The following is a 15,588-nucleotide window of genomic DNA, read 5'->3' on the forward strand; positions in this document are numbered from 1 at the left end:
TTAAAAAGCATAAAAAATGCCGTCAAACAAAGGAGTTTAACGGCATTTTTTTGATTACATTTCCTTTAAATTTACCTCTTTCTTTTCACCGTCTTTGTCAATGGTGACGTGCTTTTCAACATTGGCTTTGTCGACATAGGATGATCTTGCCGTACCATAATTTGTCGTGGAGCCTGTATAACCCCAATAGTTATAATAATTGGTGTAGCCTGATACATAGGAATAGTTGTAAGAATTGGTAAAATCGAAGCTCGCCATAATCACGTATGCACCTGGCATGAGATCTGCAAATTCGAAATGCCCCTCATCATCATACACCTTTGCTTTTTTAATAGCATAGCCAAAATCGGGATCCAATGGAACTTCCTGCACCTTTTTCTGTTTTCGGATCTTTTTATTGACTTCCAGCCATTCTTCGTAATAGGCGGAGTTGGCGAAGAGCGTAATTTCTGTACCTTTTGGGGCATATTGCTTTTTGGCGGTATTCACGAGTCCGCCAAGTTTTTTTCCGGAGCTAGATCGAGCGTAAGCCGTTCCGATAATAACACTGTTACCCTGGGAAATCTGTTGGGCAGCCTGTTCTTTGTTAAATCTATTTTTAATAGGTTGATAGTCCAGTTCTTCGTTTACGGTAATTTCCCATTTGCCGTTTCCCATGGACATTTCCCTTTGCCATAATCGGCGATCTTTCTTATCGATGACATAATTATAGATGGCTCCGGTACTTTCTTCTAAAAGTGTAACCAGCCAACTGTCGTGTTTACCTGTTTTTGGGGAGCTATAACTGTAGCTTTTTACTTCCTTGATGGTATAGTCTTCGACGAAAATGTCCGAATCACTATTATAATAAAATTGCGGGATGCGCGCTTTATACCCTAGGTCTAAAGGGAGAGTTGAAATCAGGTGATCTGTCCAGTTAAAATCCACAAAAGGTCTAGTTGGCTGTAAGTTGATCTTTTTTTCCTTTTTCGTTTTCTTCGAATAATAATTACCTGTAATTGTTTCTCCAAAGTTGAGGTTTACTTTTGTTTCCTTGCCATCGCTAGAATAGCTGATAGACCGAAGTGTTTTTGCGTCGGCAGTCGTCGTGCGTATCGAAGTCCAGGCATTGTCTTTCGGAACATAGGTATTGGTTAAGGTCAGCTGATTGTTGGCCGCTACAATATCGTAGGTCAGTGATCCTTGTTTGTCCCAATTGTTGTCTTTAACATAATAGACCGTATACAGTGATTTTTCTGGTTTTATATAGTTGGTATTGATATCGCTGCTCCCAGGGGTGACGGTCTTTTGACATAATCCTACGGCTGGAAGTAAACCTACTCCCAATACAAAGGCATATAATTTCATATATGTAAACTATAGTTAATGAAAAAACAAGTTGTTTTCTTGTTCGATTTATTTATCTAAGGTAATAAAAAAGTTTTTTATTTTTTTGCTGGGGATCGCTTCTTCACATAGGCTGATGCTATAGCGGAAATTTGACCTCAGAGCATTTTGGAGCTTGTTTGAATGTTGATGATATACTAGAGCGAAAAGTAAAACGGAGGTATTCCTACCTCCGTCGTTGTGCTCTTTTGAGCACCATTGATGATTAGAAAAAAAATCTTTGTGATGATGGTCAATAATTATCTTCAGCTTCCTTTTCTTTGTCGATGATAGAAGAGCGCATCCGGTAGACATTCATTTCACCCAGATGGGTATAACTTTTCCCGCCGTTTTTAAGGATCATTAACCGGAAAAATTTGGCCTTATAGTTTTTATCGAAAGCCAAACTTTGCTCTTCAGCTACATTTGATGTGGAAAGATTATCCCTTGATGTAAACACTCTTGTCCACTGCTGGCCGTCTGAACTTATTTCTATTCCCCATTGTTTCGGACGTCCGGCTTCGTCGCTATTGTTTTGTCTGAAGAAGTACTTTATGGCGCCAATCTCTTCTTCTTGGGGAAAATTTAATTGGATCCAGTGCGGAAGAGGGGCTGTATTTGCAGACCATGCTGTATGCCAATATGTATTCTTATCGCCGTCAAATAAATTCTTTTTGGGTCCCTCGCTGTTTTCCTGCGTGTAGGTTTCTACCATATTATCGGTCACCTGTATTTTAGTTAACTCGTTCGGGAAATAGGTCACTTCCGAAGGCCTGACAATTGGCCGAACACTATTGCTGCTTATGATATCTCCCCCAATGCTTGTTTTCTTGTCTTGATTGAACAATTGGACGTTGAAGACATATTCATATTTGTTGATCAATCCGTCGATCCGCATGGTGTCGGCAAAAGAACTTATATTGATTTTATAGATTTTATCGGGATCTTTTGATCCCACTTTTTTATATGTGATCTGTCCATAAAGATAATTGTTATCTGAAGGAAGTTTCCATTTCAGGAGAGTTCCGCCAATACGTGGTTCAGCTTCAATCGAAACCAGTTGTGGTGGCTTGGTCATTTTTATTTCGTCTTTTTTACACGCTATAGCTAAAAAGAGTAGAGCGAATATTCCGATATTGTATTTCATCTTGTGCAATTCATTAAATTAATTAATAACCGGGATTTTGTACCAATTCCTCGTTTTTATTGATCTCTTCCTGTGGTATAGGCATTAAATAATTACGCTGACTAAAACTACGTGGAAAAACGACCGTTGTTATTTTGAAAAATTCTGTATCGGTAGCTCCTTGTATATTCATTCCTTTCGCCTGTTGGTTGAGGTATTGATCGGCGATCATCCAACGTCTTAAATCCCAGAAGCGATGGCCTTCCAAGTAAAGTTCAATAGTACGTTCTTGTCTGACGATGGAACGTAGTGTTGCCTGATTCGTTGCCCCGCCAATTGGAGCCCATGCGACATCAATTGTTGGGATGCCCGCACGGACCCGAACGCGGTCAATATATTGTTTGGCCGTATTCAGATCCTGACCGTATTCGATCAGCGCCTCCGCGTAGTTCAGGTACAATTCTGCTAGACGTATCACAGGCCATGGATAATTGACGGAGACCTGCAATCTGCTTTGGTTCAATTCAGGTGCAATACCTTTTTTGTTGAGATATCCTGTTGGTGAGTAGTTATTAGACCGTCCTTGGATGCCGCAATTGTCATTTTTCCGAAACTGAACTAGGATTTGATTGGCACTTCCTCTAACCACTTCATAGTAGCTGTTGTGATATGCAATCCATGCATTAAAGCGTGGTTCTCTATTTAGATTTAACGATAATGTATTGCCATTCGGCGTACTTGTTATACCGTATCGTCCATTGTAGTCATAATTGGGGTCTTTGTCAATCGGTAAACCATTTTTACTATAAAACGATTCGATCAGAGCGAGGGTCGGGGATACACCGTTATACGACTCACCTTGTGCGCCGCTAAGAAAGGGAGTAGATTTATTTTGAAAATCGTAGAGACCTTCCCGACGTGTTTCCGCCCAAATCACTTCTTTGGTATTGGCTTTGTCAATAAAAGTAAGGCGTAAGTCCTTTTCAATAGGATTAGCTGGTAGTACGGTATTGTAGGTGCTGTTTTTATACAGTGAAGCCCCACTTTGTTCAGCTGCATCAATGGCTTCTTTAGCCGCTAGGGCTGCACGGCGCCATTTTTCTTTGTCGAAGGTAGTACTGATCAATGCTGTGCCATCCAAATTTTTGAAATTGGCATAGAAGCTCTGTTTATCACCTCCACCGCCATTAAAGAGCGGTGATGCTGCATAAAGCAATACCCTAGCCTTTAGCGCTTTGGCAATAACCGAGGAAGCACGACCCCACTCATCCGCAGCACGAAGAGCAGGTAACTGTCCAGCTGTCTCATCCAGCTTTTTGATAATAAAATCAACGCAGGCATCATAAGTCGAACGTTTGGGATACGCTGAAGAAGGGGCATTGACGTCAAACTCTTGGTCTGCAATAACGACTGGACCGTACATCCGGACCAGTAAGAAATGATAAAAGCCGATCAGGAAGTTGGCTTCAGCTTTATATTGTGCCGCCTCCTGTGGATCTATCCCAGGGACTTTATCTACATTGCGAATTAAGATATAGCATTGTCTTATTCCTTTGTAAAGGTTATCCCAGTAGGAAATGACAGGACTTGAGGCCGTATATTGCCCACGGGGAAATCGGGCGAAGGTTTCATGTTCAAAAGCAGTCGTTACCTCGTCAGAAGTCATCAAATCAATGGAAGAGGTCCCTACCCGTGAATTCGGAATCCACGCATAGCAGGAGTACAAATAACCTTTGGCTGAATTTGGATCACGAAAGGCATCTGCTTCGGAAGGACGCTCATCTGGGACGATATCCAAGAATTTGCTGCAGGAAGTGGTGGTCAAAAAAGTCGCGCATGCAAATAATGCAAGGTAGCCTATATATTTTCTTTTCATCTGATAAATCATTTTAAAATTCTACTGATAGTTTTAATCTCGAAGTTGTTCTAATTGAAACGAAGTTGGACTCCGAGATTGAATACTTGCTGTGTCGGATATCCCAAACCATTGCCTCCACCTTGTTCAGGATCCCAAAGTTTGAACTTGGAGAAGGTCAATAGATTATAACCACTTAGAAAAATGCGTGCAAATTTGTGTGAATATCCAATCTCAGCACTTCTGAGTTTTAGGAATGCCCCATTTCTCAGCCAATAAGAAGAAGCTTCGGTATTGTTGAGATTGTCCAATTTGCTCAGCCGTGGGTAAGCAGCAAATATGTTAGGGTTTTCAGGACTCCAGCGGTCCTCGGCAATAAACTGCAATACATTGCGCACACCTTGATTTCCAAATGGATGAAAACCACTGATCATAAAAGAAGTTCTATCAACTCCCTGTAATAAAAAGGAAAAATCAAACTTTTTGTAATTGATAGAAGTGCTCAAACCATAGACGATTTCAGGTGTTGTTGGATAACCCATGCGAACTCTATCATCGCTATTGATCAGATTTAGACCATCGATATCATTGGTTAGATCTTTATATTTGATGTCTCCAGGAGCTACAAAACCGCCTAACTGTTGTAATGGACTGTTGTCTATTTCGGCCTGATCAATAAATAACCGTTCGGCAAGATAGCCTAGGTTTGTGCCAATGGAATACCCGATTTGAGATAGGTTGCGGTATTTGGTAAAGGCCGGTTCATTATTTTTCAGAACGGTATTATGTGCATAAGTAAAGGTTCCACGCATCGATATTCCCCAATCTTTTTCGCTTTTATTCCATTCTAGGGAGAAATCAAATCCCCTATTTCTTACCTCACCAACATTGCCATACACTTTCGTTCCTGCAGTACCAAATACGTTAGGGATTGTTGCCGAACGGTCAACGAAGATATTGGTTCTATCTTCCTGGTATAGGTCGAACACAATATTAAACTTATTGTTAAGAATACCCAGGTCCACACCAATATTTTTCTTCTCTGCAACTTCCCATGAAATCAATGGGTTTGCAAATTGTAGGTATGTAGGGCCTGTATAAGTTGTATTCTGATCGATACCGGTTGTAAACGATGCTCCATCCAATTTGAGGTCTGAAAGATAAGGGAAACGTCCGCCGCCAATCTGATCATTACCAACTTTACCCCAGCTACCTCTAATTTTTAAATTACTGACAGCAGGAAATAAATCGGTAAAAAACTTTTCATTACTGAGTACATAGCCCAAACCAACGGAAGGGAAGAAACCAAAGCGACTCCCAGTGGCAAAGTTTTCGGAACCATTGTAGCCAAAGTTGACTTCCGCAAGATATTTATTGGCGAAGCCATAAGTTGCACGTCCAGTAATACCCTGGCGTCTACGTGGTAGCGAGCTGATTAGATCAGCTGGATTATTGACATTAAAATCGGTAGTATTGTAAAGAAATAATCCCGATACGGTGTGATTGCCGAATGTTCTGTTGTATTCGATGGAAGGCTGAAAATAGATTTCGCGATCACCGCTAGTACCCGTTTCGGTTCCCAGGGAAAGATTTTGTGGCTGCCCCACCATGACTAGATCATAGTTATATCCACCTGCAGGATCGGGAGCATAACTGTTAATCATGTATTGATTGTAACCACTGGTTCTTTTTGTTGTCGTGTTGCTCCAGTTTTTAAAGGAAACCAAGGCTTTAAATTCTAGCCCTTTTGTAATGAAATCAAGTTTTTGAGCACCGTCAATGGTAGTCAATAGGGTACTCTGGAAACCATTTTGATAGCCATTGACCATGCGGGCAAAGGGATTGACAAATCCATTGTTGACTGTACCACCAGCTTTTCCTCCGTATTGAACGTCTCTTCTGTCAATACCGGTAAATGGAAACATAATAGGGAAGTCCACGGGATTAGCATTCATAATGTCGCCAAACACGCTTGGAGCATCCACACCAGCCCCATAGTAATCACGAAGTTGTGCATTGAGCTTTAACGCTATTTTGGTAGTTGAAGTAAGGTTGACATTGATATTGTTCTGAAAGCTATAACGTTTGACAGAGACATTATTGTCAAAAGAGTTGAGGTCAAATTTGCGCAATAAACCGTTGCTAATGTTGCCGGTTGCACTGAGAAAATAACCTATTTTGCTGCCACCACCTTGCACATTTAGATTGAGCTCGTTGTTGATGGTATGGGACTTAAACATTTCATTATACCAGTCAACGTTAGGATATACATAGGGATCCAAGCCTAATCTTGTGCCGTTTATTTTATCTTGGGAATATAAAATTTCACCTGTACCGCGACCTGTAACTGCCTCATTGAACATCTCCATATAACTTACACCATCAACAAATTTTGGGATGGAAGTAGGTCTTGAGATTTGTGATTGTGCACGCGCTGAAATACGAGGTTTATTGAGGTCTTTACCTGTTTTGGTGGTGATAATTAGCACGCCGTTTGCTCCCCTAGTACCAAATACAGCGGTGGCAGTAGCATCTTTAAGGACGGAGAAGCTTTCGATAACTTCTGGTGCCAATGCGTCCAAGTCACCTTTAGAGATTGCTACACCATCCAATAAGATCAGGGGATTGGTAGCTCCGCTAAATGTCGATACACCGCGAATGAAAAAGCTAGCCCCATCTGCACCAGGTTCGCCCGAACGTTGTACCGCGATTACACCCGAAAGTCTTCCGCCCAATGCATTGGAAAGGTTGGCAGTGGGGATGCGTAAGGTTTCCGGTTTTACAGATTCCAATGCGCCCACAACACTGGTTTTTTTCTGTGTTCCGTAACCGACAACAACAACTTCACTTAAGCTCTGATCGGGAGTTAGCTGCACATCAATACGACGTTTGTCGGCAATGGCAATTTCCTGATTGGCATAACCGACATAGGAGAATATTAGTGTTGAATTTGTGGGAACCACAAGAATGTATCTTCCGTTGCCATCTGTTGTTGTCCCGATTGACGGGCTATCTTTAACTTTGACACTAACACCATAAAGATTGTTTCCGTCATTTTTCACCGTGCCCACGATCTCAACATTTCCGTTTTTTTGAACGACGGGGGCGAGGGGCGTTTTTTTTTCTCGGTCCGAAATCACAATAATGCCATTGTCAATTGTAAAGACCAAAGGCTGATGTTCCAATAACTTTTCAAGGGCCTGTTTCAGTGGCTTATTCTGGATATCTATATTTTGAATAGGCCTTACTTTGTCGAGTTGGCTGGTCTTAATGATAAAATCGACGTTTGTCTGTTTTCTGATCTCTTGAAATGCTTCGGACAATGTAATCTGCTTGTGTTTAAGGGTAACATTTTGAGCAGAGGACACATGTGTGAAAAAGATAAATGCTGTTAAGAGGATCACAACTTTTGTAGATGTGTTGCATAATGATCCGATGTATCGCATAGCTTTAATAAAAAAGACAATACAATACTTACTACATAAATAATAATGCATATATTTATAAATTGGTTAACTGGTTTGATGTTGAAATGAATTCTTGTTTTCCAAGTAAAAAATTAGTCGAGAGTGCTGGCAGGCATTTTCGGCTATTTTTTTTGGAAGAAATGTTTAGGCTGGGCTGGTTTCTTTCATAATCTGTGGTTATTAATGTGTGTTATAGTTTATTGCGATATGTACAGTTTATTGTTTCGTATACTATACTTGATGGAACCGGAAAGCTGAAGTGCTCTTAGTACATCGTTTAATCGTTTTTTTCTAGAAATTTGAGCGAAGTAGGTTTCCTGTGAAATGGGACCTTCAAAAATTACTTCAATGTTATACCAGCGCGAAATTTTACGCATGATTTCCTTTAAGTTGTTATTCGAAAAATTGAAATCACCATTTTTCCAATCTAATACTTGATCCAGGTTTACTGATCTTACTGCGATATTTTGATCTGTTAAAGTAGATTGTTGGCCTGGTTTTAGTAAGGTTGTATTGTTTTTGCAACTCACTCTTACGGATCCTTCTGCAAGGGATGTCTGTGTGGAAGATTCGTCATCGTAGGCATTGATATTGAATTTAGTCCCTAAAACTTCGACCTTTTGAAGTGAAGTTTCGACAATAAATGGTTTTTGTTTATTTTTTGAGACTTCAAAGTAGGCTTCACCCGTCAGTTCTACCCGGCGTTCAGAGGCTGAAAATGCGCTTGGATATTTGAGGCTGGAATTTGAGTTTAACCAAACTTTTGTGCCATCAGAAAGGGTTATCTGAAATTGTCCGCCCTTTGGTACATTCAAAAGATTCGTGGCGACGCGTACATCGGTATTTCCCTCAACCGTATAATTAATTCCGCCATTTTCTGTTTTTTCAATTGTTGTGCCGAGCTCTTCAGTTAATTTTCCATTAGCAACATCCTCCAGTACGATCGTTTTACCGGAAGAAAGCACAAGTGTTGCTTTATCGCGACCAGGTTCGATGATAGTAGCTGTATGATCATTGTATGTGCTGCGGTTAAGTAATAAATAAGAGATAGAGATAACCAGTATTATAGCAGCTGCAGCACCTGTAATCTTATACCATGTAGGGCTTTTGATTTTTTGTGGTTGGGAGTCAAGATCAATTTTACTAAAAACACGGTCTAAAATCATCTTGTCTATAAGTTCTTCCTTATCTTGAGATTCAAGTTGGTTCTCGATCATCTGTTCAAGCGCCTGCTTGTTATTCGTATCCTGAAAATATTGAAATAGCTCCGCCGTCTCTTCTCTTGAAGCGCGGTTATTGAGATATCTTTCAAATAATAATTTTATATGTTTTGAATCTTTCACTGATTGGCTATTTATAGATAATACGGAAAATAGGAGCCTGTCCTCTGCTCTGATTTAAAAAAAAAGTAAAAAAATTAAAAGGCTTTAAAATGGGCTGTTTGAATACTGATGGAGGTGATCTGTTTGTCTATAAAAACAGGGAGAGTTTTATTTTTGATTTAACACGGCACTGATAAGAGCAATTAACAGGGACGGTGTAATTTCCTTGCTCAAACAGAAACTCTGAATCTGTTTTGTAGCCTTCACGATATGATCACTGATCGTAGAAGTGGAGATACCTAAGGAGCTACTGACCTCCTCATAGCTTTTCCCTTCAATTTTGCATAAGGTATAAATGAGTTTGCGTTTTGGAGATAAGTTTTCAATAGCTTGATTGACAATTTTTTTAGATTCTTTGTATGCATATTCCTCTTCAATGTGGGAATAGTCTGAAGTTGAAATGGAAATAATCAATTCTTTTAGATTTCGATTTTTGATCTCCTTGTGAAAGAAATCATACACGAGGTGTTTAGCAATAGTGAACAGATAAGACTGAAAGGACTTTTCAGGGTCTATGCCACCGCGCCTCTCCCATAATTTCTGAAATACATCCTGAAGAATTTCTTCTGCACAGGTAGGTACTTTGACTAAGTTCAGTATATGACGGTAAAGTCTAGGGCTATAGCGGTAGTAGAGCACCTCAAATGCCTTATGATTGCTTGACTTAAGAGCGTGCAGTAACGCCAACTCATCATTTTTACATGCCTCCATAATTTAAACTTGTATTTATAACCAAATTCCTCCTGATCGGAATTTAATAATTGGATATCGTACCGTATAGCAGTAGTCTTATCTTAATGATAGCAGATGAATACTACAAGTATACTTCAAGTATACTGTTGGTATACTATTGGTACTCTTCTACAATGTTACCGATTTGTTATTTGGTTTTTATACAATTTTTTTACGCAAACGATTGCTTTAAAAATAAATCATGGTGGAATTTGTCGTTTTTTTTACTACGATCCAATCCATATACATTTTGGAAAATGGTGATTTTTGTTTTTAACTTGATTTTAGATGGGTATCACTATCCATAAGAAGAGTTGCTGGATTAGATTCTGAATAATCTAAACAACATGTTGGTTTATAGGTGTGTAGTCGAGAGAAGTGGATATATCACAATAAGAGGAATTGTATTCCTCTTATTGCATTTCGAAAAATTCCGTTCGCTATTTTTTATTCACTGTATTTACTTCCACTTCGGGTTTCACTTTTAGGGAAATCCGTATAGGCTTTTCCTCCTTAACTTGAATGTCTTTTTGATCTTGATTTGAACTGACATTGGCATTGGCAGAAAGATTGATCCGCTTTGGTTGACGCGGTTGAATATCTTCGACCCATACTTCCTCAATTTTAGGGGCTACTTGCACTTCTTCGGCTATCGGTGAAACTCTTTTTGATGGTGTAGACTCTTTTCGAGGCTCCGCAAATTTGATTCGCTCCACATGTACCTCATCGATTATTTTTGGGGAATTTTGAGGTGGGGCAGGTTTTTTCCGAGGTTCCGGGAAACGTACATTACCTTCCTGTTGAGAAGAAGACCTCTGCTGGGATTTTATTGGTGGAGCCATCTCTTTTGTTGGTGATTTAGGAATTCTTCCACTAGTTTTAGGAGCCTCCGATTGCCGTGATGCAGGCGGTGTTATTGCAGTGTTGGCTGTCGCGGCTTTTTTTGGCGTAGTCGGCGTTGTTTTCTGTGCCTCCACATGTGTTGAAAACAACGTGGATATCGCTACTGTCAGTAATAAAGTAAGCCCAGGCATTAACAAGAGTTTACTTCGGGTTGTTCTTTTTTGTAACATAATTAATCGTTTTTTTGTTGTTAAGAAATTAAAATTACTGGCCGGTAATGTGTTTATATCAGGGGTGGACATGCTCCACTCGATAATTAAATGTTGGTATCTTAACTTTTCATGAATCTTGACTACTGCATCATCTGCAAGGTATTCATGTGTTTGTCGGATCGATTTTTGAATGAGATAAATAAAGGGATTGAACCAAAAAAATATAGCCAAGAGCTGTATAAAAAGTACATCCATTGAATGGCGTTGATTGGCATGGGCCCGTTCGTGCGTTAGAATTGACTGATCAATATCGCCCTGTTGATAGGCCTCTTTGGGAACATAAATTTTTTGAAAAAAAGAAAAAGGTGTTTTTAAACCACGTATGCAATAAATAGACTGTTCATGAGTCGGTGTGGCACTTCGGATATAATACAGGAATTTGCGGTACAACCAAATCTGTTTCAAGAGTAATGCAATGGCGACAATTACATAAACTAGCAGAGCGAGGTTGTACCAATCGACATAATCATTATTGAAGAGTGCTGAATCCGTTGCGGGCTGTGTAATAATCGGTCCGACCGGGATTGTATCGCTGTCTCTGTCATTCAATAAGCTGAAAACATCATATGGGACAGCGATTTGGATCATTGGAATGATGATAGATAAAGGGATAATCCCAAGTAAATAACAGCGGTTGAATAGCAACGACTTCTGATTGCGTAGTACTGACCAATAAATGAGATACAGTAAACCCGAACAGGCTATCAGTTTTCCAATATATAGCATCATGTCTCTTTATTTTTAATTTCGGAATCAATTATATTTTTCAGTTCCTCCAATTGCTCTTTGCTCAGCTGAGATTGTTTAGTGAAAAAAGAAGCAAATTTTAATGCTGAATTGTCGAAGTAGGTTTCTACAATATCATTTACATGTGCTAAGTAATAGTTGTCTTTATCGATTAGTGGATAATACTCCCTCGAATTTCCATAAAGCACATAAGATATCGCCCCCTTTTCAGTCATTCTCTTCAATAATGTAGCAACAGTTGTTGGCGCCGGTTTAGGTTCAGAATACGCTTCCATAAGATCTTTCATAAAAGCTTTTTTCATGTCCCAAATGTAGCCCATCAATTGTTCTTCCGTAGCTGATAATTTATTCATACTACAAATATAGAATATATTCTACATTGTGTAGAATTAAAAAGTGTTAAATAATTTATATTAATTTATTTTGTTGATTTATAGCTGTTTAAATTATTTGTTTTAAGGGTGAGGATGATTTTGCCGTACAATTAGTTGTCAATTCGCATATACAAACGGTAAGTATATACAAATATGAGGGCGAATATGTGCTTGTATTTTTTCAGCTAAGGAATCTGTGGTAGCCTATAGCAGTAGTTTGATACTTAGTTTAGACGGTTAGAAAAGCATTCAAAGTATAAATAAAACAAAATGGAATGTATCGTTATTATATATGGCGTTGGCCCTGTGGTGGGCGACAGTTTTAAAAAAACTTAGGATAAATAATGGCAAAACTTTTTTTAGTACGGCATGGACAATCGCAATGGAATTTGGAAAATCGCTTTACGGGTTGGCAAGATATTGATATTACCGAATTGGGACAACAGGAAGCTCGGCAGGCGGGAAAGGCTTTGGCAAATGAACGAATTGATATAGCTTATACTTCAGCGCTTATGAGAGCACAGCATACATTAAAGATTATTTTACATGAAATGGGCAATCCTTCCGTCCCCATTGTTATAAATGCTGCTTTGAATGAACGTGGTTACGGACAACTTGAGGGCTTGAATAAGGCTGAAACGGCCAAAAAATATGGTGCCGAACAAGTGCATATCTGGCGTAGGTCTTTTGATGTTCCGCCACCAGGAGGGGAAAGTCTTAAAGATACATACGAACGTGTTATTCCATATTATGAACATTTTATAGCACCTAAACTGAAAGAAGGCAAAAATGTACTTGTTGTTGCGCATGGCAATAGCCTTAGGGCACTGATTATGTTTTTGGAACATCTTTCTCCGGAACAAATATTGGAACGGGAGATTGCTACCGGACAACCGATCGAATATCAGGTTGAGGGATAGTATTATACTGATTTCTAGGCTAATCTAATCATTCATGAAATGGTGAAATTGCAGTTGTGAAACAAAAAATCCTGCCATACGAACGATGAGCAGGATTTTTGTTATTTGTATCCGCGTTATACTATTTCAAAACGAATTTAAATCCTAAAGAAAAACGCGATGGTTCGAAATTAGAACCATGAGAAAGATTCCACCAAGGTTTCCAGTCGAAATGCATGGCTAATGGTGCCGAAGGTATTTTGAACTCTAGACCCAAGGCTGGACGGATCGCAAAGTCAGTATGTGTTTTCCCATCTTTCCAGTGGTAGTCGTCATACCAGTCGTCGTGCCATTTACCATAATCAATAAATGAAACTTGTGGACCAACACCAATGTACCATGAAAGACCTCGAGATCCAGGAATACGTTTATTGTATGAATAATCCACACCGATAACAGTAATATTGTCTCCAAATAATACTTGTGCATTTCCGGCGTCATTTCCACCAAAATTGTGTTTTATCTGTGGACCGAATAGCGTTTGACCATCGCCGACGTCTATTCCAAGACCAATGGCTGTCCGATAGGGAGTTTGTGCGTTTGCTTGCTGATGAGCAGCAAATAGTAGCGTAAAAAGTGTTAGAAAAGGTAGAATTACTTTTTTCATGATAATTTAAAAAAATATTAGTTGTGCGTTTTCGATTAGAAAACTTTCGCTGTTCAAACAAATAGTTTGCCAAAGATTTTTTTAATATTTTGATAAACAATAAATGATCTGTAACTGCTTCTTTTTTAATGTCTTTTTTTGTGCATAATCTAAAAATAAAGCCAACCGTTTTTGCTAGCGTGTGTTCTAATCACAGAAAGTCTGTTTTTTTTCAAGGTATAGTTAGTGCGCTGGACTATTTTTTATCGATGAACTATTATTAGATGTTATAAGACAGCATGTAAGATGCTACAAAATACGGAAAATGGAGAAACTACAAATCAATACCGAAAAGATTGAAGAATGGATTGCAGCGGGATATGATGTTCTTCAGGATGGAAAATTAATTAAAGTTGAAGGTAATCTACAGGAATTTCTACAACAGTTTGCTGATGATACAGCAGATGGAGGACCAAAAATATATTTGTTGAAGGAGCTGCTTACCTGGCCAGAGGAAGATTTAAAAAAAATAGAAATGGGTTATGGAACAGATGAAAATACCTGAAGATAAAATTGTACCACTGGATTTTGATTCAGAAGAATTACCTTTTGAAATTCGTGAGCTACGTCCTGTTGTTTTTAAAGAAGAAACATCGTATTGGTGTTTACTGGGGCCCGATCCGCATCAAGGCATTTTCGGAAACGGTGAAACGGCTTTAGATGCATTAGCCGACTGGCTAGAAAATCTGCAGGTACGTTTAAAAACCGGAGACGAAAATGATGAAGTAGCGAATTACGCTCGGGAAAGCCTTAAGGCATCAAATCGTGATGTGTGGTAATATTTTGTATTTATAGCAGAAGTCTTCCAATATACATTGGAAAGAGTCGGTTAGTTGAATATAGTAGGATAATTTCTCAGTCTAATCGGACTCTTACAGCGTACATTAGCTAAATTAACAGTTGGGTTAATTTAATTACCATCTTATGCTCTCGAAACCTAAAAACGAGAGATATGTTGATGAAAAGAAAACTGAACCTTTAAAAATTGACAGTAAAGACAGTTTTATAGCGAATTATCTGAATAAGATCGCATACTTCTTTTATTTAAAAATCAATTTATCTATGTTTGGAGTAACATGTTAAGTCTGTATGTGGCTGACTTTTAACAGTGTTGGTTTTGCATCATAATATATTTTTCAATTTTCAAACATTTTATTTAAATGTTTGAAAATTGAAAAATATATTACTAACTTTATTTTAGATGAACAAAAAGGAACAGGTCAAAGAAAGAATTGGACAGGCGGCCATGGAATGTTTCGAGCGTTATGGATTGGAAAAAACAACCTTGGAAGACATTGCTAAAACTGTGGGATTGAACAAAACGTCTCTTTATTACTATTACAAGAACAAAGAGGATATTTTTATTGAAGTAGCCATACGAGAGGGACAATCTTTTATCGATACATTACAAAAAAGTACATTGAAAAAGAAGGGCGTGGAGAATCAGATTTCTTTTTATTTAGAATCGAGATTGAACTATTATACCAATGTGCTCAATATGAACAGGGTGTCTGTCGAATCACTTGATAAGATTTTACCTCGTTTTTTTGAATTATATGATGCCATGATGGTGCAAGAGAAAGCTTTTCTTACGAAGCTTCTTACGCAAGCCATTGCACATGAAAAATTGGATCTAACAGATCCTGAAAATGTAGCTTCTGTACTTATAAATTTTGCTAATGCATTAAAACATAGTACAGAACAACAGGCAATACTGAAGCGGCAGGTCGAAATTGACTATGCACAAAGTCTTCGGGATACCAAATTTTTAGTCGGCCTAATTTTTAGGGGACTTAGAATCTAATTCTCGATTGTCCATT

Annotated in this window: 13 protein-coding genes; 4 read left to right on the forward strand and 9 right to left on the reverse strand. The window is 38.7% G+C overall.

Features of this window, described 5'->3' with window-relative positions; genetic code table 11:
* Positions 1-54: 54 nt before the first annotated feature.
* From BGP15_RS05060 to BGP15_RS05095, 8 genes are all read right to left on the reverse strand, one after another.
* Positions 55-1,347, reverse strand: a complete 1,293-nt coding sequence (locus BGP15_RS05060) for a DUF3108 domain-containing protein (protein WP_286768875.1) — start codon at positions 1,345-1,347, stop codon at positions 55-57.
* Positions 1,348-1,618: 271 nt separating this feature from the next.
* Positions 1,619-2,512, reverse strand: coding sequence for a discoidin domain-containing protein (locus BGP15_RS05065; RefSeq protein ID WP_286768876.1), 894 nt, complete (start codon positions 2,510-2,512; stop codon positions 1,619-1,621).
* Positions 2,513-2,534: 22 nt separating this feature from the next.
* Positions 2,535-4,367, reverse strand: a complete 1,833-nt coding sequence (locus BGP15_RS05070; RefSeq protein WP_286768877.1) for a RagB/SusD family nutrient uptake outer membrane protein — start codon at positions 4,365-4,367, stop codon at positions 2,535-2,537.
* A gap of 50 nt (positions 4,368-4,417) precedes the next feature.
* The gene (locus BGP15_RS05075; protein WP_286768878.1) at positions 4,418-7,750 is read right to left on the reverse strand and encodes a TonB-dependent receptor; all 3,333 of its coding nucleotides are present in this window, start codon (positions 7,748-7,750) and stop codon (positions 4,418-4,420) included.
* A gap of 260 nt (positions 7,751-8,010) precedes the next feature.
* Positions 8,011-9,156, reverse strand: a complete 1,146-nt coding sequence (locus BGP15_RS05080; RefSeq protein WP_286768879.1) for a FecR family protein — start codon at positions 9,154-9,156, stop codon at positions 8,011-8,013.
* Positions 9,157-9,303: 147 nt separating this feature from the next.
* The gene (locus tag BGP15_RS05085; protein ID WP_201639698.1) at positions 9,304-9,906 is read right to left on the reverse strand and encodes an RNA polymerase sigma factor; all 603 of its coding nucleotides are present in this window, start codon (positions 9,904-9,906) and stop codon (positions 9,304-9,306) included.
* A 461-nt stretch (positions 9,907-10,367) separates the two neighbouring features.
* On the reverse strand, positions 10,368-11,771 hold the full coding sequence (locus tag BGP15_RS05090; RefSeq protein ID WP_286768880.1) for a M56 family metallopeptidase: 1,404 nt from the start codon (positions 11,769-11,771) through the stop codon (positions 10,368-10,370).
* Positions 11,768-12,142 carry a BlaI/MecI/CopY family transcriptional regulator gene (locus BGP15_RS05095; RefSeq protein ID WP_112373710.1) on the reverse strand — a complete coding sequence of 125 codons (375 nt, stop codon included), beginning with the start codon at positions 12,140-12,142 and terminating at the stop codon, positions 11,768-11,770. Before BGP15_RS05095 ends, BGP15_RS05090 begins: the two co-directional genes overlap by 4 nt.
* A 365-nt stretch (positions 12,143-12,507) precedes the next feature.
* On the opposite strand from BGP15_RS05095, the gene BGP15_RS05100 reads away from it, so the two are divergent.
* The gene (locus BGP15_RS05100; protein ID WP_112373709.1) at positions 12,508-13,083 is read left to right on the forward strand and encodes a 2,3-bisphosphoglycerate-dependent phosphoglycerate mutase; all 576 of its coding nucleotides are present in this window, start codon (positions 12,508-12,510) and stop codon (positions 13,081-13,083) included.
* 121 nt (positions 13,084-13,204) lie between these two features.
* On the opposite strand, the gene BGP15_RS05105 is transcribed toward BGP15_RS05100, so the two are convergent.
* Positions 13,205-13,729 (reverse strand): hypothetical protein, encoded by a 525-nt coding sequence (locus tag BGP15_RS05105; RefSeq protein WP_046671657.1) that lies wholly within the window; start codon positions 13,727-13,729, stop codon positions 13,205-13,207.
* Between the two features lie 304 nt (positions 13,730-14,033).
* On the opposite strand from BGP15_RS05105, the gene BGP15_RS05110 reads away from it, so the two are divergent.
* From BGP15_RS05110 to BGP15_RS05120, 3 genes are all read left to right on the forward strand, one after another.
* Positions 14,034-14,273, forward strand: coding sequence for a hypothetical protein (locus tag BGP15_RS05110; protein WP_201639695.1), 240 nt, complete (start codon positions 14,034-14,036; stop codon positions 14,271-14,273).
* Positions 14,251-14,547: a hypothetical protein gene (locus tag BGP15_RS05115; protein ID WP_112373707.1), complete on the forward strand. Its 297-nt coding sequence runs from the start codon at positions 14,251-14,253 to the stop codon at positions 14,545-14,547. The genes BGP15_RS05110 and BGP15_RS05115 overlap by 23 nt, the downstream gene beginning before the upstream one ends.
* Before the next feature lie 422 nt (positions 14,548-14,969).
* Positions 14,970-15,572 (forward strand): TetR/AcrR family transcriptional regulator, encoded by a 603-nt coding sequence (locus BGP15_RS05120; protein WP_286768881.1) that lies wholly within the window; start codon positions 14,970-14,972, stop codon positions 15,570-15,572.
* Positions 15,573-15,588 lie beyond the last annotated feature (16 nt).

The organism is Sphingobacterium sp. 40-24 (assembly GCF_001899705.1).
Taxonomy (GTDB): domain Bacteria; phylum Bacteroidota; class Bacteroidia; order Sphingobacteriales; family Sphingobacteriaceae; genus Sphingobacterium; species Sphingobacterium multivorum.